We start from the raw sequence: 18,215 nt of genomic DNA, 5'->3' as shown, positions 1-18,215 counted from the left end.
TCTCCGGCCTGATTTTTCAATGGATATGACAGGGTCAAGCTGGCAAAATTACGGCAATTGAAGGGATCATTCACGTCACGCCGGGCGAAACCGGCGACCAGAGCGCCCCGAGAGGCGTCAGCGGGGCAGGGCACATGACGGCAGACGAGACCGGCCGGGAGACGCGGCTTTTCATCACCATACTGGTGCTGACCATGGCGATGATGGTGATGAAGGCGGTGCTGGCGCCCGCCCCGCCCATCGACACGCTGGCCGTGTCGGACAATGACGACATCATGCGGTTCCTGTCGGTGCGCGCCCTGCTGGAGGGCCAGGCGTGGTACGACATGACGCAATACCGGATGCTGCCGCCCGCCGGGCTTGACCTGCACTGGTCGCGCTACGTGGATGCGCCGATCGCGGCGCTGGTCTGGCTGGCGGCGCAGGTGGTGCCCACGGCACAGGCCGAGGCGTTCGCGCTGGTGGCGTGGCCGACGCTGCTGTTCCTGCTGTTGCTGCTGGCCACCGGGTTTGCGGCGCGGCTTGTGTTCGGTACGCCGACGGCGATTGTCAGCATGATCGCCCTCGCCCTCTGGCCGCCGACGGGGCTGACCTATTTCGGGCCGGCGCGGATCGACCATCACAACGTGCAGATCCTGCTGACCTGCGTGGTGCTGATCGCGCTGATCCTGCCGGGGCGGCCGGTCCGGCTGGGGCTGGCCGGGGGGCTGGCGGCGGCGATGTCGCTGGCGGTGGGGCTGGAGATGCTGGTGACGCTGGCGCTGGCGGGCGTGGTGCTGCTGGTGCAGACGGTGCTGAGAAAGCCGGGCAAGGGGTGGCACCTCGTGGCCTTCGCGCTGGCGCTGTCGGTGGGGGCGGCGCTGCTTTTCGCCGGGCAGACGCCGCCGGTGGAATGGCCGGTGCCGAAATGCGACGAGCTGTCGCCGCCCTTCCTCGCGCTGGCCGGGGTGGGCGCGCTGATCTGTATCGCCGCGGCGGCGATCTCGGCATGGATGGGGAGCCTTGGCCTGCGGGTCGTCGCGGTGCTGGGGGTCACGGCCATCGGGCTGGCCGTGGTCTACCCGCTGATCGCGCCCTGTTTCGGCGGGCCCTATGGCGACTTGCCGGAGGAGGTGCAGGCCCTCATCACGACCCGGATCACCGAGGCGCGCCCGGCCCTGCCCCCGCTTCTGGCCGGGGACGAGATGGCGTTCCGCTTCACCTTCCCGGCCGCGGCGGCAGTGCTGATCGCGACGCTGGTCTGGGGTGTCCGGGCCATGACGAAACGCGACACGGCGCAGACCACGGGGCGGGTCGCCATCCTGCTGGCCTTCGGCTGGCTGGGGGTAATCGCCTGCCTGTTCCAGATCCGGCTGGTGCTGATGGGGGCGGCGGCGGTGCCGTTCCTGATGGGCTATGCCATCGCCGCGCTTCTGCCACGGCGCGAGGGCGGCGGGGTGCGGGCCGGGACGGCGGTGGCGCTGGCGCTGACCGTGGCGCTGACGCTGTTGTCGCCGACGCTGTTCACGCTGGTCACCTCAAGGGCCGCTTCGCCGAGCCCGACCGCCGATGACCGGCCTGCGACGGCGTTGGGCACCGCGAATGCGAGCGATTGCCGCAAGGCCGATCTCGTCCGCAGCCTCGACGCGGCCCCGCCCGGCCTTGTGCTCACCTCCAGCAATTTCGGCCCGGTCCTGCTTTTGCTGACCGATCACACTACGCTGGCCGGTCCCTATCACCGCAGCGCCGAGGCGGTGGCGAATGGCGCCCTGCCCTTCGACGGCGACGAGACGGCCTTGCGCAGCGCGCTGTCGCGGACCGGGGCCGTTTACCTGCTGCTGTGCCGGGATACGCTCTATGGCGACGGGACATCCTTTGCCACGGAGCTGGCACGGACAGGCGAAGCGCCGGGGCTCGAACCGGTCGAGGGGCCGGACCCGGCGCTGATCCTTCTCAAGGTGACCGAGGCCGAGGCGGGTTGAGAACGCCCCGGTCGCCCGATCAGAGCATCTTCACCACGTAGGCGCGCGAATAGAGATCGGGCTCGCCCAGCATGAAGGGCCGGAAGGGCGGCGTGACCTGTGCCACCTCCCACACGCCGTCGGCGGTGAGCTTTTCCATCACCGGCGGAAAGCCCTGATCGACATAGGAATGCTCCAGCAGGTTAAAGACACCGTAGCCGCCGGGACGGGTGACGCGGGCCAGGTGGGTCAGGGTCGAGGGCGGGGCGTGGCCCGGCCCGAAGGAGCCGACGCAGACAAAGCCCGCGAAATGGTCGTCGGCATAGGGCAGGCCTTCGCCCATGTCGGCCTGTTCGAACCCGGAATAGGCGCCGGTCTCGTTGGCCCGCGCCATCATGTCCTTCGAGAGGTCGCAGCCGAAGACATGCATGTAGCCCATGACCATCAGCGTCTCGCCCACCAGCCCGGTGCCGCAGCCCGCGTCGAGGATCGGCCCCCTGGTGCGCCCGATATGGCTGGCCAGAAGCCCCGCGCCGAGGGCCGGCAGGCGGAAGCCCTTGGCCAGGTTGTCAGCGTCGTAGCTGCCCGACCAGTCGTCGTAGAGCGTGCGGGCCTCATCCGGGGACTTGGCGCCATAGACGCCATCGAGATCCTCGCTTTTCATTCGCAGTTCCTCCTTGGCTTTCAGGGCCGACGGCCGAAGTGCGCGCTCAGGCGCGGGCGTTGTCGATGAAGGCGCGCATGCGCTCGGCATCCTTGACGCCGGGCGCGCTTTCCACGCCCGATGCGACATCGACCTGCCGCGCGCCGGTAAGCCGGATGGCTTCGGCCACGTTGTCGGGGGTCAGGCCGCCGGCCAGCATCCACGGCACGGGCCAGCGGCGGCCGGCGATCAGCTTCCAGTCGAAGGCCACCGCGTTGCCGCCGGGACGGTCGGCCCCCTTGGGCGGCTTGGCATCGACGAGGATCTGGTCGGCGACCTTGCCGTAGAAGTCGATCTGGGTCACGTCCTCGGGGCCGGAGATGCCCACCACCTTGATGACCGGCAGGCCGTAGCGTTCCTTGACCTCGGCCACCCGCGCCGGGCTTTCCTTGCCGTGAAGCTGCAGGAAATCGAGCGGCACGGTGGTGGTCAGCAGGTCGAGCGTGGCGTCGTCGGCATCGACCGTCAGCCCCACCTTGCCCACGCCCACCGGTACCGAGGCGGCCATGAAGGCCGCGGCCTCGAGGTCGATATAGCGGGGGGATTTCGGGAAGAAGTTGAAGCCGAGATAGGACGCCCCCGCCACGATCGCGGCGGGAATGTCGGCGGGGTCGGTGAGCCCGCAAATCTTGACCCTGGTGTCTGACGGCATGCCAGCGTCTTAGCTGGCTTCGTCCAGAAGTGCCAGCACTTCGTCCTTGCCCTGGTGGCGTTCGCCCTTGAGGCGCTTGACCTCGGCCTTGAGCCGCTCCATCTCGCGCGCCTGGCGGGCGGCGGCGGCGCGTTCGCCGGCCTCGCGGATCCATTCCCAGATGAAGCCGATGATCAGCCCCGCCAGCACCCCGCCGAACATCACCAGGAAGAGCGGCATGTCATAGGCCGGGTTCAGCGCGGCCAGATGGGCCAGTTCGGTCGGCAGCACCTGCACGGTCACCACCTCGCGGTTGGCGAGCGCGACAAGGATCAGGGCGATCGCGAAGATCGCGATCGAGGCGTAGCGGATGTATCGCATCAGGCCTTCCCGTTCAGACGGTCACGCAGCAGCTTGCCGGTCTTGAAGAACGGCACGTGCTTTTCCTCGACATGCACCGACTCGCCGGTGCGCGGATTGCGGCCGGTGCGCGATTCGCGCTTCTTGACGGAAAACGCGCCGAAACCGCGCAGCTCGACCCGATTGCCTTGCGACATCGCGTCGGTGATCTCGTTGAAAATCGTGTTCACGATGCGCTCGACATCGCGCTGGTACAGATGCGGGTTTTCGTCGGCAATCTTCTGAATCAATTCCGATCGGATCATCGGCTGTCTCCCCGGGCTTGGCTTGGCTTGCGCAGTCCTGATTTTGGTAAACTATAGATAGAAATCAAAAAAATCGGAATAGTCTCACACGCTACCTTTGGGAAGATTTCCGCCATTTCGCGGGGTCATTGACGGGAATTTCGGCCCGGAAGCGACATTTCGCCCGGAAGCGACATGCCGCGGCGCAGAGAAGTCGGCCGGAAAAAACCATTGATTCGCATTGGAAATTCCGGGTGCCCGCCGGCCCGTCGGAGTAGCCTGACCCGGCCCGCCACGCCCGGTGAAAAGAAAGTACGGTGGCGTACATTTTTTCCGCCCCGCACGAAAAACGGCCCCGTCAGAACCTGACGGGGCCGCCTGGCCATCCACCTTGCGGGGGACGGGATTACTTGTCGTCGTCGCCTTTCAGCGCAGCGCCGAGGATGTCGCCCAGCGAGGCGCCCGAGTCGGAGCTGCCATACTGTTCCACGGCTTCCTTCTCTTCGGCGATCTCGCGTGCCTTGATCGAGAGACCGAGGCGGCGGGTCTTGCTGTCGATGTTGGTGACGCGGACGTCGACCTTGTCACCGACCGAGAACCGCTCGGGGCGCTGCTCGGAGCGGTCACGCGACAGGTCGGAGCGGCGGATGAAGGATTTCATGCCTTCGTATTCCACCTCGATGCCGCCATCCTCGATCGAGGTGACCTCGACCGTGATGATCGAGCCGCGCTTCACGCCGCCCACGGCTTCGGCGAACTTGTCGCCGCCCAGTGCCTTGATCGAGAGCGAGATGCGCTCTTTCTCGACGTCGACCTCGGAGACCACGGCCTTGACGACATCGCCCTTGCGGTAGTTCTGGATCGCGTCTTCGCCACGCTCGTCCCAGCTGAGGTCGGAGAGGTGGACCATCCCGTCGATCTCGCCCGGCAGGCCGATGAAGAGACCGAATTCGGTGATGTTCTTGACCTCGCCCTCGACCTCGGTGCCTTCGGGGTGGGTTTCCGCGAAGACTTCCCAGGGGTTGCGCATGGTCTGCTTGAGGCCAAGCGACACGCGGCGTTTCGCCTGGTCGATCTCGAGCACCATGACCTCGACCTCCTGAGACGTGGAGACGATCTTGCCGGGATGCACGTTCTTCTTGGTCCAGGACATTTCCGAGACGTGGACCAGGCCTTCGACACCCGGCTCCAGCTCGACGAACGCGCCGTAGTCGGTGATGTTGGTCACGCGGCCGGTGTGGACCGATTCCAGCGGGTACTTGGCAGCCACCATATCCCACGGATCTTCCTGCAGCTGTTTCATGCCGAGGCTGATGCGGTGGGTTTCCTTGTTGATCTTGATGACCTGGACCTTCACGGTCTCGCCGATCGACAGGATCTCGGAGGGGTGGTTGACGCGGCGCCAGGCCATGTCGGTGACGTGCAGCAGGCCGTCGACACCGCCGAGATCGACGAAGGCGCCGTATTCGGTGATGTTCTTGACCACGCCGTCGACCGCATCGCCCTCGGAGAGCTTGCCGATGACCTCGGCGCGCTGTTCGGCGCGGCTTTCCTCGAGGATGGCACGGCGCGAGACGACGATGTTGCCGCGGCGGCGATCCATCTTGAGGATCTGGAAGGGCTGCTTGAGTCCCATCAGCGGGCCGGCATCGCGCACGGGGCGCACGTCGACCTGGGAGCCGGGCAGGAAGGCCACGGCGCCGCCGAGATCGACGGTGAAGCCGCCCTTGACGCGGCCGAAGATCGCGCCTTCAACGCGGGCGTCGTCGGCATAGGCTTTTTCCAGACGATCCCAGGCTTCCTCGCGGCGGGCCATCTCGCGGCTGACGACCGCTTCGCCGCGGGCGTTCTCGGCCGCGCGGAGATAGACCTCGACCTCGTCTCCGACGGAGATTTCGGGCGTTTCACCGGGATTTGCGAATTCTTTCAGGTCAACGCGGCCTTCCATCTTGTAGCCGACGTCGACGATGGCCTGGCCCGCTTCGATCGCGATCACCTTGCCTTTGACGACAGAGCCCTCTTCGGGGGTGTCCATTTCGAAGCTTTCGTTGAGGAGGGCTTCGAATTCCTCCATCGATGTGTTTTGAGCCATGTGGCGTTCGGTTCCTTTTACGTCTTCGATTTTTCCGGCCGCGCGGTTGTCTCCGCCGGTCTTGGGTGGGTTCGTTGGTCAGCGGGCTGCAAACGAAAGAGGGCCGGTGTGCCCGACCCTGCTCGGCCTCTTCTTATCATTTGCGGCGTTGCCCGCCTTGTCGACACCGCGCTCTATAGAGGCGGCGGCGGAGGGAATCAAGGGGTATCCGCGGGCGCGCCCGCGCGGGCGGTTCAGGTTAACGCTTCCTTAACGATGGTGATGGCGGCTGCGACGGCGGCGTCGATATCCATGGTCGAGGTGTCGAGCGTCACCGCGTCGTCGGCCGGTTTCAGCGGGGCGGCGGCGCGGGCGCTGTCGCGGGCGTCGCGGGTGCGCAGGTCGGCCAGGACGCTGTCGTAATCGGTATCGTGGCCGGAGCCCAGCAATTCCTTAAGGCGCCGTTCGGCGCGGATGTCGTCGGTCGCGGTGACGAAGAGCTTCACCTGGGCGTCGGGGCAGATCACCGTGCCGATATCGCGCCCGTCGAGCACCGCGCCGCCCTCTCGCCGGGCGAAGGCGCGCTGGAAATCCACCAGCGCGCGGCGCACCTCGGGGATGGCGGCGACGCGGCTGGCGGCCTGGGCCACGTCGGGCGTGCGCAGGTCACCCGCCTCGAGATCGGCGGCCTGAAGCTGCGAGGCGGCTGTCACCGGGTCGGTGCCGTCGAGCGTGCGGCGGCCGGTGGCGCGGTAGAGCAGGCCGGTATCGAGATGCGCGAAGCCGAAATGCGCGGCCACGGCCTTGGAGATCGTGCCCTTGCCGGCCGCGGCCGGCCCGTCGATTGCCACAGTGAACGCCATCGCCCTGCCCCTTGTCCGAGTCCCGAAGTGGTAGAAGATCACGCGCCGGGGCTCAAGCCATAGGATGGGGGATGTCAGGGGGAGTGCTGGAGCGGGTAACGGGAATCGAACCCGTAACTTAAGCTTGGGAAGCTCGCGTGATACCTTTTCACCATACCCGCTTTGCAGAATGGACAGGTATGAAATCGCCGGGGTGCGGTCAAGGGGTTTCGGGTTGCGCCGGGCCGTTGCGTGAGGGTTTCGGCAAGGGTTAACGGGCAAGTGAAACGGGGCGTACGGGTTATCTGGCGAGAATCACCCTTAAGGGGCTGATTAACGGCAGAAATCCGGTGTCGGTATCGCGTCGGTATAACGTCGGTATTTTGTCGGTGTTTTTTCCCGAAAGGGGCGGGTTAAGGGGGCGTGCGGGGGTGTTGCGTGAGAGAGAGTGGCGCGCATCGGCGGGCCGCGGTGCGGCGCCGATTAAAATTGCTCCGCAGCTTTGTTATCCTCTCGCTCCCGACCGACTATGGGCCAGTGACTTCGCCTTGATCCATTTGACCCAAGACCTCGGCAACATCAGCTTTGTCATCGAACTCGTCGCCGTGACTTCTTGTCTTGATCGGCTTCGGTGGTGGTGCCTGCCACGCGCGCAAGTGCTGCCCAACTAGGTCGTAAAACTCCGGCACAATTCGTTCGACATCCTCGATGAAAGTTCGGCTGCCTGCAAAACGCTTGCCAACTCTCTCGACAAGTCGAACTTCAAAGGTGTGTGGCGCCGCGTTCTTATTGTCAGACTGCAATGCGTCGGGCTCTTCTCGAAGCTCCGCAAGCGTGGCATCTGTAGCAGCACCTCGACCCGGCCAATGCGCCCAGACCAAGATTCGAGGATCATCGTCCTTCAGCATTTTGAGCAACCAGTTAACACGCGCCTTGGTCGACTTCCTGTCCTGCGGGGCCTTAAGTTTCATGGAAGCCGAGACGGTGCGAAGAGCCATATCCGCCCTTACCACAATGTCGGCAGCACTGTCCGGAATTCGAAAGGTCGAAACCAGGCATCGATCGTTGACCAGTCCCTCGATCCCGGATTTCAATCGACCAGCCGGATCGCCCTGGAGCTTTCTTTCTACAATCGTGTCAACAGGTTCTCCGACGTGCCGGGAGAGTTGAAGACACAGGTCACGCTCCTCCTCGATCCAACACGCCACACCTTCTTCGACCTCGGGTGCCGATTTCTTGAGTGTGGCGTTGTTCGTGATCGATTGATTCAGGTCCTTCCAATTCTTTCCCATATGCGTGAAACGCTGAACACCTGTGCCCGGATGGTCAAAGAAGCGCCTGATTTCATCAAGAAGAAACGCTTGCTCCGCATCTTCCACAGAACCCTTGTAAGCAAGAATTTCGCACTGGGTTGCAATCCATGTCCAGGACCAATGGAACAATCCTACCTTTCTCAACAGGGTCTTAGAGACCGCAACCGGAGAATGATCGGCCCTCGTGACAAACTCATTGGAGATGGTAATCACGGCGTCAATGCCGTTGGCGCGAGCCATTTCGACGTAACGTGTAACTTGGTCCGACTCGAGCCTCGAGGTCCCAATCTTCGCCTCAACGAGGGCGCTCCAGCGAGTCTTACCCGTGGACACTATCAACAGCCCATCCGGCCGGTTCTTAGCGCTGTCGGCCTGTTTTAGGACCACTTCGGTAAAGGCTTCAATCTTCGTTCGCTTGCCGACGCGCAACCCAACAGTCGACAGCATTTCTTCGGCCAGAGATGGAATTTGTGGAAGTAACGATAACAAGATCGACGCAATTCTTTGCTCTCGGTTTGTATCCGCAAGAACCGGTATTAGACGCGCAGGTTCGCCGCGCTTCAGAAAATCAGGTAAATCCATAATTATGCCCTCCAATAAATGAAGGGTAATGAGCAGGTTAGCGGCCAGTCAACTATTAGTTGTTCAGCCGGTTACTGTCGTCGCCGATATCACCAGCGAGAGCATTCCTCAAGCTACCGCCAATTAGACAGTGCTAAACGCGTCTTCACCCCCGCCGCCGGCGTCGGCGCCCTTCGCCGCCGGCATCGCCGCCGCCGAGGTTGAAGCTGACCTGCGGCAAGGTGGCGATCTTTTTCAGCTCGGGGAACGGGTCGGTCTTGTGGGGGATGGCGTTGGCCGCGACGAAGTGATCCTGGAACTTCGGTTCGATGGCGGTTTCGACCTTGGTGATCTGGCGGACGACGCGCTCGATCTCGGCCCGGGCGCCGATGTTGCAGAGCGCGATGCGGGCGCCGGTGCCGGCGGCGTTGCCGGCGGAGGTGACCTTGTCGAGCGGCACGTCGGGGATCATGCCGAGGACCATGGCGTGTTTCGGCGAGATATGCGCGCCGAAGGCCCCGGCGAGCACTACGCGGTCGACCTTGTCGACGCCGCGCTGGTCCATCAGCAGGCGGGCGCCGGCATAGAGCGCCGACTTGGCAAGCTGGATGGCGCGGATGTCGCCTTGCGTGACGGTGATGCGCGGGCCGCCCTCGGCACTGGCGTCGTGGACGAGGTAGGAATGGGTGCGCCCCTCGGGGATGCAGCGCGGGGTGCCGGTCAGCTCGGCCGAGCCGATCAGGCCCGACTCGTCCATCAGCCCGGCCATGCGCAGTTCCGCCACCGCCTCGATGATGCCCGAGCCGCAGATGCCGGTGATGCCGGTGACGGCGGTTTCCTCGTCGAAGCCCTCCTCGTCCGACCACTTGTCGCAGCCGATGACGCGGAAGCGGGGTTCCTTGGTCTGGGGGTCGATGCGGATCGCCTCGATGGCGCCGGGGGCGGCGCGCTGGCCGGAGGAGATCTGCGCGCCTTCGAAGGCGGGGCCGGTGGGCGAGGAGCAGGCGAGCACGCGGGTCTTGTCGCCCAGCAGGATCTCGGCATTGGTGCCCACGTCGACGATGAGCGCGAGGTCCTCGGATTTGCCCGGCTCTTCCGACAGGGCCACGGCGGCACAGTCGGCGCCCACGTGGCCGGCGATGCAGGGCAGGATGTAAGTGCGGGCGCGGGGGTTGATGACGGTGAGATCGAGATCGCGCGCCTCGAGCGTCATGCTGTCGGAGGTGGCGAGCGCGAAGGGGGCCTGCCCGAGTTCGACCGGGTCGATGCCGAGGAGCAGGTGGTGCATGACCGGGTTGCAGACGAAGACCGTCTCGAAGATGAGGTGCGGCTCTATCTCCGCCTCCTTGGCAATCTCGCCGGCGAGGGTGTTGATGGCGTCGCGCACCGCCTTCGTCATCTCCTTGTCGCCGCCGGGGTTCATCATGGAATAGGAGACGCGGCTCATCAGGTCTTCGCCGAAGCGGATCTGGGGGTTCATGATGCCGGAGCTTGCCTTGACCTCGCCCGTCACGAGGTCGGTCAGGTGGGCGGCGATGGTGGTGGAGCCAAGGTCGATGGCAAGGCCGTAGAGGCCGTGCTCGTGGAGGCCCGGCCAGATGTCGAGCACGCGGGCCACGTCATCCTGGTGGGATTTGTGGAGCGCGACGGTGACCTGGAACTTGCCCTTGCGCAGGACGGGCTGAAGCTTCGACAGCAGGGTGACATCGGCGCGGATCGCCTCGATCCCCCATTCCTTTTTCAGGGCGCGGGCGAGGCGTTCGAGATCGCCGGTGGGTTCGTGCATGTCCGGCTCTTCCACGTCGACGAGGTAGAGGCGGGTGGCCGGGTCCATCTCGATCACGCGGGCAGAGGCGGCCTTGCGCACGACCTGCTTGTGCACCTGGCTTTCAGGGGGCACGTCGATCACCACGTCGCGCAGGATCTGGGCCTGGCAGCCGAGGCGGCGGCCGGGTTTCAGCCCGCGCTTCTGGTCGTAGCGTTCCTCGACCTTGTTCCATTCGGAAAGCGCGTCGTCGGCCACGGTGATGCCGTGCTTGGAGAACTCTCCGTAACCGGGCGTGATCTGGCATTTCGAGCAGATGCCGCGGCCGCCGCAGACCGAGTCGAGATCGACGCCCAGCTGGCGGGCGGCGGTCAGGACCGGGGTGCCCGCGGGGAACCGGCCGCGCTTGCCGGAGGGGGTGAAGACGACGAGGGGATCGGTGGTCATTGCGGTGCGGACCTTTTGGCCAAAGGTGAGTTTGTGGCGCACCATAGACGGTTCGTTTTCCGGGGGAAGGCTGCAACCGGCAGAATCTTGTCCGGGGGCGTCATGGATGTGGATAGGGGGTCCGGGGGGCTCTGCCCCCAACGCTGAAATCCTTTGGGATTTCAACGTCTCCCCCGGGATATTTTTGGCCAGAAGAAGCGGGGGCCTGGGCCTTCAGGCGCGGCGGATATTTGCGCCGAGGGTGGTCATCAGCGGCTCGAAGACCGGGAATGAGGTGGCGATGGGGGCGCCGTCGTCGATGCTGACGGGTTTCTGCGTGGCGAGGCCGAGGATGAGGAAGGACATGGCGATGCGGTGGTCGAGATGGGTTTCGCAGGTGGCGCCGCCGGGGACGTTGCCGTGGCCGAGGCCGGTGACCGTCCACCAGTCTTCGCCCTCTTCCACGGTGATGCCGCAGGCGCGCAGGCCGGTGGCCATGGCGTCGATCCGGTCGCTTTCCTTGACGCGGAGTTCCTTGACGCCGCGCATCTCGGTGGTGCCTTCGGCGAAGGCGGCGACCACGGAAAGGACGGGGTATTCGTCGATCATGCTGGCGGCGCGGTCGGGAGGGACGGAAATGCCCTTGAGGTTGGGCGAGAAGCGGGCGCGGAGGTCGGCCACGGGCTCGCCGCCTTCCTCGCGCTGGTTCTCGTAGGTGAGGTCGGCGCCCATCTCGCGCAGGGTAGTGAAGAGGCCGGCGCGGGTGGGGTTGAGGCCGATATTGGGCACGAGGATGTCGGAGCCCTCGGTGATCAGCGCGGCGCAGACGGGGAAGGCGGCGGAGCTGGGATCGCGCGGGACGGCGATGGTCTGGGGTTTGAGCTCGGGCTGGCCCTGGAGGGTGATGATGCGGCCCTCGTTGGTGACCTCGGTCGAGATGGTGGCGCCGAAGCCCGCCAGCATACGTTCGGAATGGTCGCGGGTGGCCTCGCGTTCGATGACCACGGTTTCGCCGGGCGCGTTGAGGCCGGCGAGGAGGACGGCGGATTTCACCTGTGCCGAGGGCACCGGCACTTCGTAGCGCACCGGAAGGGGGTCGCGCGCGCCGACGATGGTCATGGGCAGGCGGCCGCCGGAGCGTCCGACGGCCTGTGCGCCGAAGAGGGCGAGTGGGTCGGTCACGCGGGCCATGGGGCGCTTGTTGAGGCTGGCGTCGCCGGTGAAGGTAGCGGTGATCGGCGAGGTGGCCATGGCGCCCATGATGAGGCGCACGCCGGTGCCGGAATTGCCGCAGTCGATGACCTGGTCGGGCTCGGCAAAGCCGCCGGTGCCGACGCCGTGGACGTGCCACGTGCCGTCGTCGTCGCGGGTGATCTCGGCCCCCATGGCGCGCATCGCCTTGGCGGTGTCGAGCACGTCTTCGCCTTCGAGCAGGCCGGTGATGGTGGTTTCGCCCACCGCGAGCGCGCCGAGGATCAGCGAGCGGTGGGAGATCGACTTGTCGCCCGGGATGGCGGCTTCGCCCGAAAGGCCGGTGGAGGCGTGGGAGGTCATGGGGGTCGGGGTGCCGTGGCCGGACATGGGCTGTGCCTTTCGTGAACGGGTCGGCCTGCCTGATAGCGCAAGCATCGGGCGGGGTAAATCCGTGTTCAGCCGCGGGCGAGCGGCAGGGTGGCGCAGCGGAATGCGCCGCCGGTGGAGGGGACGGCGTTAAAGGGGAGTTCGTCGACGCGGTAGCCGGCGGCGCGCAGGGCGGCGTTGACGCGGGCGCAGGCCGGGTGGTCGCGGGCGACCAGGTGATCGGGGGCGAGGGAGAGGACGTTGGTGGACAGCGCGGCGGCCTCGTCGCGGGTGACCTCGATCCAGTCATAGTGGTGGCGCATGGCGGCGGGGATGGTGTCGAGCCCGGTCGGGTAGATGAGGGCGTGGCCGAGGCCCAGCGGCTGGAAGGCGCAGTCGAGGTGGAGCACGTCTTCGCCCTGCGACAGGGGCCGGGTGGGGACCGGGTGGATGGAGTAGATGTCGCCGAATTCCCGGCGGAGGAAGGCCGCGCCTTCGGGGTCGCTGCGCTGGCCGACGCCCACGAAGATGTCGGGGCCGGCGACGATCACGTCGCCGCCTTCGAGGGTGATGCCGGGGGGCACGGAGAGGCGGGGGCCGGTGAAGCTGGCGAGGAGGCGGTCGAGCCCGCGGATTTCCTCGGCCCGGCTGGCGTTGCGCATGGCGGCGGTGACGAAGGTGTCGCCGATGACGAAGCCGATGTCGCGGGGGCAGGTCTGGTCCTGCACGGTTTCCGGGGCGAGGTCGGGGATGTGGAGGGTGACGCCCGCCCCTTCCAGCGCGGTGCGGAAACCGGCGAACTCGGCCACGACCTGCGCCTCGGTGGGGTGGCCGTGACGGGCGAGCGTGTGGCGGTGGGTTTCGTTCACCACCTCGACGCGGGCGCCGTCGCGGTGATAGCCGGCGCCGCGCCCCATCACCACATGGCGGAGGGGCGCGAATTCATCGGCGATGTGGAACTGCCGCAAGCGCCTCAGCCTGCCGCGGTGATCAGGAACTCGACCTTGAGATCGGGATGGGCGAGCCTGGCCTCGCCGCAGGCACGGGCGGGGGCGTGGCCCTCGGGCACCCAGGCATCCCAGACCTCGTTCATCTCGGCGAAATCGGCCATGTCGGCCAGCCAGATGGTGCATTGCAGGATGCGGGTGGTGTCGGAGCCGGCCTCGGCGAGGAGCTTCTCGACCTTGGACAGGCAGGAGCGGGTCTGGTCGGCGACGCTGTCGCCCTTCTCGCCCACCTGGCCGGCCAGGTAGATGGTGCCGTTATGGGTGACGATCTGGCTCATGCGCTGGCCGGTGTGGTGGCGGGTGATGTCGGACATGGGGGTTCCTTCGATGATGGTGCGGCCCGTCGGCGGGCGGGAGACATGGTGATTGCATCCGGCCGTGCGATCGGCATAAGGCGGGGCATGGCCAAGCTCTATTTCCACTACTCGACGATGAACGCGGGCAAGTCAACGCTGCTTCTGCAGGCGGCCCATAACTACCGTGAGCGGGGGATGGAGACGTTCCTGATGACCGCGCAGGTGGATGACCGGGCGGGTGACGGCACCATCGCCTCGCGCATCGGGATCGGGCAGCGGGCGGCGACGTTTACGCCCGAGACCGACATGATGGCCGCGGTCACCGCGCGGCTGGAACAGGGGCCCGTGGCCTGTGCCTTTGTCGACGAGGCGCAGTTCCTGACCAAGGCCCAGGTCTGGCAGCTGGCGCGGGTGGTGGACGATATCGACGTGCCGGTGATGTGCTATGGCCTGCGGGTGGATTTCCGGGGCGAGCTGTTCCCGGGTTCGGCCGCGCTTCTGGCGCTGGCGGACGAGATGCGCGAGGTGCGCACGATCTGCCATTGCGGGAAGAAGGCGACGATGGTGGTGCGGCAGGATGGTGAAGGCCGGGTGGTGACCGAGGGCGAGCAGGTGCAGATCGGCGGCAACGAGACCTATGTAAGCCTGTGCCGGCGGCATTGGCGCGAGGCGGTGGGCGACCGGGGGTAGCGGGAACCGGCGTGGCCCTTTGCACGTTGATTTTGCGTGAAAGGAGAACCGTCATGGACCGTCTGGCCATCTACCTTGCCATCCTGGCCGGTGCCTGTGTCGCCGGGGCCGCGCTGATCGCGGCGTTCGCGCTCGGGTATTATTCCTTCTGGGCCTTCCTTGTCTGCGGCGTGATCGGGCTGGTCACCGCCTATCCGATCGGGTTCTGGATTTCCCGCGCCATCAAGCGGGAGGATCCGAATTTCAACCACCGCAAGCCGCGGCAGTCGGACGGGATCCTGCCCGATCCGAAGGCGCCGGAGATTTAAGACCGGGATTGGCTCAGGCCCGTTCGACCAGGACCGAGCCGACCGAGTACCCTGCCCCGAAGGAGCAGATCAGCCCGGCATCGCCGGGCTGGAGGTCGTCGGAGTATTTCGAGAAAGCGATGATCGAGCCCGCCGAGGAGGTGTTGGCGTAGTCCTGCAGGATGTTGGGCTGTTCGTCGGGGTCGGGCGTGCGGCCCATCACCTTCTTGCCGATGAAATCGTTCATTGTCTTGTTGGCCTGGTGCAGCCAGAGACGTTTTAGCTGGTCGGCGGCGACGCCCTCCTCGGCCATGTGGTCGGCGATGTGCTTCGACACCAGCGGCAGCACCTCCTTGAACACCTTGCGCCCCTCTTGCACGAAGAGCATGTCGCGGCGGTCGTCCATGTGCCCCTCGCGCGTGCGGCGGAGGAAGCCGTTGTTGTTGCGGATGTTGTTGGAGAACTGCGTGGCGCAGCGGGTGGAATGGACGAGGAAATGCGCGCCCTTGGCGTCTTCGGCGCGTTCGAGGACCATGGCGGTGCAGACATCGCCGAAGATGAAGTGACAGTCGCGGTCGCGCCATTCGAGGTGGCCGGAGCAGATCTCCGGGCTGACCACGATGGCGCAGCGGACGGAGCCCGAACGGATCATGTCGGCCGCCGCCTGGATGCCGAAGGTGGCAGAGGAGCAGGCGACGTTCATGTCGAAGGCGAAGCCGCCGGCGCCGAGGAGTTGCTGGATCTCGATGGCGATGGCGGGATAGGGCCGTTCGTGGTTGGAGGCGGCGCAGATGACCAGGTCGACCTCCTCTGCCGTGCGGCCCGATTGGGCCAGCGCCTTGCCGCAGGCGTCGAGGGCCATTTCGGCCATGATCCCCGGCTCCTCGTTCGAGCGGGGGCGGAGATGGGGGTGCATCACGTCGGGGTCAAGGATGCCGGTCTTGTCCATCACGTAGCGCTGTTCGATACCGGAGGCGGAGAAGATGAAGCCGGTGGAGGATGGCGGTTTGGGCTCGACCTCGCCCGCCGAGATCGCCTCGGCGTTCGCGGCGTTGAATTTCTCGGCATAGGCGTTGAAGGCGTCGACCAGTTCGGCGTTGGTGATGGTCTGATCGGGGGTGAAGACCCCGGTGCCCGTGATGGCAGGTTTGAACATTGTGGCTCTCATCAGGTGTACCGCCCAGATCAACGCAGGCGGGCCTGAAGGTCAAGCGGAACCGGCGAAGCCCTGCCGGAACGCCGGGTCAGTTGACGAGGTTGGGCGGGGTGTTCCCGTTGAGCGCGGCGACGAGATTGTCGACGGCGAGGAAGCCCATCCGCTCTCGCACTTCCAGCGCGGCGGTGCCGAGATGCGGCAGGAGGGCGACGTTCTCCATCTTCGTCAGCGCCTCTGGCACGTCCGGTTCGTTTTCGTAGACGTCGAGGCCTGCGCCGCCGATCCGGCCGGTCTGCAGCGCCTCGATCAGCGCGTCCTCGTCGACCACGTCGCCGCGGGCGATGTTGATGAAGCGGGCGTGGGGCTGCATGGCGGCGAAAAGCTCCTCGCCGACGAGGTGTTTGTTGTCGCCGCCGCCCGGGACGGCGGTGACGACGAAATCGGAAAGCGACACCAGCTCTTGCAGGGTTTCAACCTGCCGGGCCTCGATATCCACCGATTTGGGCGAGCGGTTGAAGTAAACCACGTTCATCCCGAAGCCATAGTGACAGCGCCGGGCGATGGCCTGGCCGATGCGGCCCATGCCGATGATGCCGACAGTCTTGCCGGTGACATGCAGGCCGAGGAGTTGCGTGGGGGTCCAGCCCGTCCACTTGCCGGCGCGCAGCAGGCGCTCGCCCTCGCCCGCGCGGCGGGCGGTCATCAGCATCAGCGTCAGCGCGATATCGGCGGTGGCGTCGGTGACGGCGCCGGGGGTGTTGGTGACCATGAGCCCGGCGGCGCGGGCGGCGGCCACGTCGATATGGTTGTAGCCGACGCCGAAATTGGCCAGCACCTTGCAGCGGGAGCCTTCGGAACCTTCGAAGACATCCGCCGTGAAATAGTCGCCCAGCGTGGGCAGGACGCCGTCATAGAGGGTGAGCGCCGCGCGCATCTGGCCCACTTTCAGCGGCCGCGTGTCTTCGCGGATCTCGACGTCGAAATGCTGTTCGGCGCGGGCGATGACGGCGTCGGGCAGGCGTGTGGTGAAGAGGACGCGCATCAGTGCATCCGCTCCCCTTCGGCGACTTCCTGGTCGGGGGCGATGAGGACGATGCCGCCCTCGGCGTCGGACGCGCCCAGCACCAGCACCTCGGACATGAAGGGGCCGATCTGGCGGGGCGGGAAGTTGACCACGCCCATGACCTGACGGCCGGTGAGGCTTTCGGGAGTGTAGTGGGCGGTGAGCTGGGCCGAGGTCTTGCGCTCGCCGATCTCGGGGCCGAAATCGATCCACATCTTGATGGCGGGTTTGCGGGCCTCGGGGAAGGGTTCGGCGCGGATCACTCGGCCCACGCGGATGTCGACCTTGAGGAAGTCGTCGAAGGTGATTTCGTCAGCCATTGCGGAGTTCTTTCGAGCGGTCGGTGGCGGCGGCCACGGTTTTCTTCATCAGCGGGAGGAGGCCCGTGGCCTCGTCCATCAGCACTTCGAGCCCGGCTTGGGTGGTGCCGTTGGGGCTGGTGACGTTGACGCGAAGCTGGTCGGGGGTTTCCTCGGCCTCTTCGGCCAGTGCCCCTGCCCCGGCGACGGTGGCCTGCGCCAGTTGCATGGCGAGGGCCGGGGAGAGGCCTTGCGCCTCGCCCGCCTTGGCGAGGCATTCGATCATGTGGAAGACATAGGCAGGGCCGGAGCCCGAGACGCCGGTGACGGCATCCATCTGGTCCTCGCTGTCGAGGCGGACCACCTGCCCCACGGCTGTCAGCAGCTCCTCGGCGGTGTCGAGATGCGCGGGCGTGGCGTGCGCGTTGCCGATGATGGCAGTGATGCCCCGGCCCACGGCGGCGGGCGTGTTGGGCATGGCGCGGATGATCGGGCTGTTGTCGCCGAGCGCGGCCTCGAAGGCGGAAATGGGCGTGCCGGCGGCCACCGAGACGAAGAGGGTCTTGCCCCCGCCCATGGCGGCGATGGCGGGCAGCGCGTCGCCCATCATCTGGGGTTTGACGGCGATCAACACGATGGCGGGCTGTTCCGGCAGGTCGCCATTGAGGGTGACGCCGGTGGATTGCAGCCAGTCGGAGGGTTTCGGGTCGATCACCCAGACGCTTTGCGGCGGCAGGCCCCGCTTGAGCCAGCCTGCCAGCATGGCCGAGCCCATCTTGCCGCAGCCCAGCAGCACCAGCCCGTTGCGGGCTACGTTGTCCGTGGTCATCCCCTGTCCCCCTTGCCAGTTCCGAACGGCGTGTCAGGGGCGAGTGTTACGCCCGCATCCCGGGGGATTCAATGGCGGGAAAGGTGGGTGAGGCGACCCGGCAGGGGATTGCCCGCCAGGTGCCGTTATTCG

The 18,215-nt window shown here is 66.1% G+C and carries 18 protein-coding genes and 1 tRNA gene; 3 read left to right on the top strand and 16 right to left on the bottom strand.

The features are described from left to right. The first annotated feature begins 134 nt into the window (after window positions 1-134). Window positions 135-1,961: a hypothetical protein gene (locus ACO07J_RS22690; protein ID WP_422033220.1), complete on the top strand. Its 1,827-nt coding sequence runs from the start codon at window positions 135-137 to the stop codon at window positions 1,959-1,961. Between the two features lie 19 nt (window positions 1,962-1,980). Here the strand turns inward: ACO07J_RS22690 and ACO07J_RS22685 are convergent, their stop codons facing one another. The 12 genes from ACO07J_RS22685 to ACO07J_RS22630 all read right to left on the bottom strand — a co-directional run bounded on the left by ACO07J_RS22685 (window position 1,981) and on the right by ACO07J_RS22630 (window position 13,777). Further along, a complete protein-coding gene (locus ACO07J_RS22685; protein WP_422033218.1) occupies window positions 1,981-2,604 on the bottom strand; it encodes a class I SAM-dependent DNA methyltransferase in 624 nt (207 codons plus the stop codon). A 46-nt stretch (window positions 2,605-2,650) separates the two neighbouring features. After that, complete coding sequence (locus ACO07J_RS22680) at window positions 2,651-3,295, bottom strand: phosphoribosylanthranilate isomerase (RefSeq protein WP_422033216.1); 645 nt, start codon at window positions 3,293-3,295, stop codon at window positions 2,651-2,653. 9 nt (window positions 3,296-3,304) lie between these two features. After that, the gene (locus ACO07J_RS22675) at window positions 3,305-3,655 is read right to left on the bottom strand and encodes a lipopolysaccharide assembly protein LapA domain-containing protein (RefSeq protein WP_422033214.1); all 351 of its coding nucleotides are present in this window, start codon (window positions 3,653-3,655) and stop codon (window positions 3,305-3,307) included. After that, complete coding sequence (ihfB, locus tag ACO07J_RS22670; RefSeq protein WP_300895101.1) at window positions 3,655-3,939, bottom strand: integration host factor subunit beta; 285 nt, start codon at window positions 3,937-3,939, stop codon at window positions 3,655-3,657. The genes ACO07J_RS22675 and ihfB overlap by 1 nt, the downstream gene beginning before the upstream one ends. A 385-nt stretch (window positions 3,940-4,324) precedes the next feature. Further along, entirely contained in the window at window positions 4,325-6,010 is a 1,686-nt protein-coding gene (rpsA, locus tag ACO07J_RS22665; RefSeq protein WP_422033212.1) for a 30S ribosomal protein S1, read from the bottom strand. 233 nt (window positions 6,011-6,243) lie between these two features. Continuing rightward, a complete protein-coding gene (locus tag ACO07J_RS22660; protein WP_422033210.1) occupies window positions 6,244-6,852 on the bottom strand; it encodes a (d)CMP kinase in 609 nt (202 codons plus the stop codon). 87 nt (window positions 6,853-6,939) lie between these two features. Next, window positions 6,940-7,013: transfer RNA gene (locus ACO07J_RS22655), tRNA-Gly, on the bottom strand. Window positions 7,014-7,358: 345 nt separating this feature from the next. Then, window positions 7,359-8,726 carry a hypothetical protein gene (locus ACO07J_RS22650; protein ID WP_422033208.1) on the bottom strand — a complete coding sequence of 456 codons (1,368 nt, stop codon included), beginning with the start codon at window positions 8,724-8,726 and terminating at the stop codon, window positions 7,359-7,361. A gap of 145 nt (window positions 8,727-8,871) precedes the next feature. Further along, entirely contained in the window at window positions 8,872-10,917 is a 2,046-nt protein-coding gene (locus ACO07J_RS22645) for an ASKHA domain-containing protein (RefSeq protein WP_422033206.1), read from the bottom strand. A gap of 213 nt (window positions 10,918-11,130) precedes the next feature. After that, complete coding sequence (gene aroA, locus ACO07J_RS22640) at window positions 11,131-12,477, bottom strand: 3-phosphoshikimate 1-carboxyvinyltransferase (protein ID WP_422033204.1); 1,347 nt, start codon at window positions 12,475-12,477, stop codon at window positions 11,131-11,133. Between the two features lie 68 nt (window positions 12,478-12,545). Continuing rightward, window positions 12,546-13,424, bottom strand: coding sequence for a dimethylarginine dimethylaminohydrolase family protein (locus ACO07J_RS22635; RefSeq protein WP_422033202.1), 879 nt, complete (start codon window positions 13,422-13,424; stop codon window positions 12,546-12,548). A gap of 5 nt (window positions 13,425-13,429) precedes the next feature. Further along, window positions 13,430-13,777, bottom strand: coding sequence for a RidA family protein (locus ACO07J_RS22630; protein WP_422033200.1), 348 nt, complete (start codon window positions 13,775-13,777; stop codon window positions 13,430-13,432). An 87-nt stretch (window positions 13,778-13,864) separates the two neighbouring features. Between ACO07J_RS22630 and ACO07J_RS22625 the strand changes: the two genes are divergently transcribed. Further along, window positions 13,865-14,449, top strand: coding sequence for a thymidine kinase (locus ACO07J_RS22625; RefSeq protein ID WP_422033494.1), 585 nt, complete (start codon window positions 13,865-13,867; stop codon window positions 14,447-14,449). Between the two features lie 53 nt (window positions 14,450-14,502). Next, on the top strand, window positions 14,503-14,757 hold the full coding sequence (locus tag ACO07J_RS22620; protein ID WP_422033198.1) for a hypothetical protein: 255 nt from the start codon (window positions 14,503-14,505) through the stop codon (window positions 14,755-14,757). Between the two features lie 13 nt (window positions 14,758-14,770). On the opposite strand, the gene ACO07J_RS22615 is transcribed toward ACO07J_RS22620, so the two are convergent. The 4 genes from ACO07J_RS22615 to proC all read right to left on the bottom strand — a co-directional run bounded on the left by ACO07J_RS22615 (window position 14,771) and on the right by proC (window position 18,083). Further along, window positions 14,771-15,892: a beta-ketoacyl-ACP synthase III gene (locus ACO07J_RS22615; RefSeq protein WP_422033196.1), complete on the bottom strand. Its 1,122-nt coding sequence runs from the start codon at window positions 15,890-15,892 to the stop codon at window positions 14,771-14,773. An 88-nt stretch (window positions 15,893-15,980) separates the two neighbouring features. Next, complete coding sequence (locus ACO07J_RS22610; RefSeq protein WP_422033194.1) at window positions 15,981-16,934, bottom strand: 2-hydroxyacid dehydrogenase; 954 nt, start codon at window positions 16,932-16,934, stop codon at window positions 15,981-15,983. Continuing rightward, complete coding sequence (locus ACO07J_RS22605; protein ID WP_350129892.1) at window positions 16,934-17,275, bottom strand: tRNA-binding protein; 342 nt, start codon at window positions 17,273-17,275, stop codon at window positions 16,934-16,936. The genes ACO07J_RS22610 and ACO07J_RS22605 overlap by 1 nt, the downstream gene beginning before the upstream one ends. After that, window positions 17,268-18,083 carry a pyrroline-5-carboxylate reductase gene (proC, locus tag ACO07J_RS22600; RefSeq protein ID WP_422033191.1) on the bottom strand — a complete coding sequence of 272 codons (816 nt, stop codon included), beginning with the start codon at window positions 18,081-18,083 and terminating at the stop codon, window positions 17,268-17,270. Before proC ends, ACO07J_RS22605 begins: the two co-directional genes overlap by 8 nt. Window positions 18,084-18,215: the final 132 nt, after the last annotated feature.

The sequence above is a fragment of the Roseovarius sp. genome, from assembly GCF_965228755.1.
In the GTDB taxonomy this organism is placed as follows: domain Bacteria; phylum Pseudomonadota; class Alphaproteobacteria; order Rhodobacterales; family Rhodobacteraceae; genus Roseovarius.
This window is presented reverse-complemented; position numbering and strand designations above follow the sequence as displayed.

Excerpts from the sequence above, each read along its gene's own strand:
- rpsA (WP_422033212.1), bottom strand. The coding sequence starts at position 6,010 with ATGGCTCAAAACACATCGATGGAGGAATTCGAAGCCCTCCTCAACGAA.
- ACO07J_RS22625 (WP_422033494.1), top strand. The coding sequence starts at position 13,865 with ATGGCCAAGCTCTATTTCCACTACTCGACGATGAACGCGGGCAAGTCA.
- ACO07J_RS22605 (WP_350129892.1), bottom strand. The coding sequence starts at position 17,275 with ATGGCTGACGAAATCACCTTCGACGACTTCCTCAAGGTCGACATCCGC.
- ACO07J_RS22610 (WP_422033194.1), bottom strand. The coding sequence starts at position 16,934 with ATGCGCGTCCTCTTCACCACACGCCTGCCCGACGCCGTCATCGCCCGC.
- ACO07J_RS22685 (WP_422033218.1), bottom strand. The coding sequence starts at position 2,604 with ATGAAAAGCGAGGATCTCGATGGCGTCTATGGCGCCAAGTCCCCGGAT.
- ACO07J_RS22660 (WP_422033210.1), bottom strand. The coding sequence starts at position 6,852 with ATGGCGTTCACTGTGGCAATCGACGGGCCGGCCGCGGCCGGCAAGGGC.
- ACO07J_RS22650 (WP_422033208.1), bottom strand. The coding sequence starts at position 8,726 with ATGGATTTACCTGATTTTCTGAAGCGCGGCGAACCTGCGCGTCTAATA.
- ACO07J_RS22615 (WP_422033196.1), bottom strand. The coding sequence starts at position 15,892 with ATGTTCAAACCTGCCATCACGGGCACCGGGGTCTTCACCCCCGATCAG.
- ihfB (WP_300895101.1), bottom strand. The coding sequence starts at position 3,939 with ATGATCCGATCGGAATTGATTCAGAAGATTGCCGACGAAAACCCGCAT.
- aroA (WP_422033204.1), bottom strand. The coding sequence starts at position 12,477 with ATGTCCGGCCACGGCACCCCGACCCCCATGACCTCCCACGCCTCCACC.
- ACO07J_RS22690 (WP_422033220.1), top strand. The coding sequence starts at position 135 with ATGACGGCAGACGAGACCGGCCGGGAGACGCGGCTTTTCATCACCATA.
- ACO07J_RS22630 (WP_422033200.1), bottom strand. The coding sequence starts at position 13,777 with ATGTCCGACATCACCCGCCACCACACCGGCCAGCGCATGAGCCAGATC.
- proC (WP_422033191.1), bottom strand. The coding sequence starts at position 18,083 with ATGACCACGGACAACGTAGCCCGCAACGGGCTGGTGCTGCTGGGCTGC.
- ACO07J_RS22680 (WP_422033216.1), bottom strand. The coding sequence starts at position 3,295 with ATGCCGTCAGACACCAGGGTCAAGATTTGCGGGCTCACCGACCCCGCC.
- ACO07J_RS22675 (WP_422033214.1), bottom strand. The coding sequence starts at position 3,655 with ATGCGATACATCCGCTACGCCTCGATCGCGATCTTCGCGATCGCCCTG.
- ACO07J_RS22620 (WP_422033198.1), top strand. The coding sequence starts at position 14,503 with ATGGACCGTCTGGCCATCTACCTTGCCATCCTGGCCGGTGCCTGTGTC.
- ACO07J_RS22645 (WP_422033206.1), bottom strand. The coding sequence starts at position 10,917 with ATGACCACCGATCCCCTCGTCGTCTTCACCCCCTCCGGCAAGCGCGGC.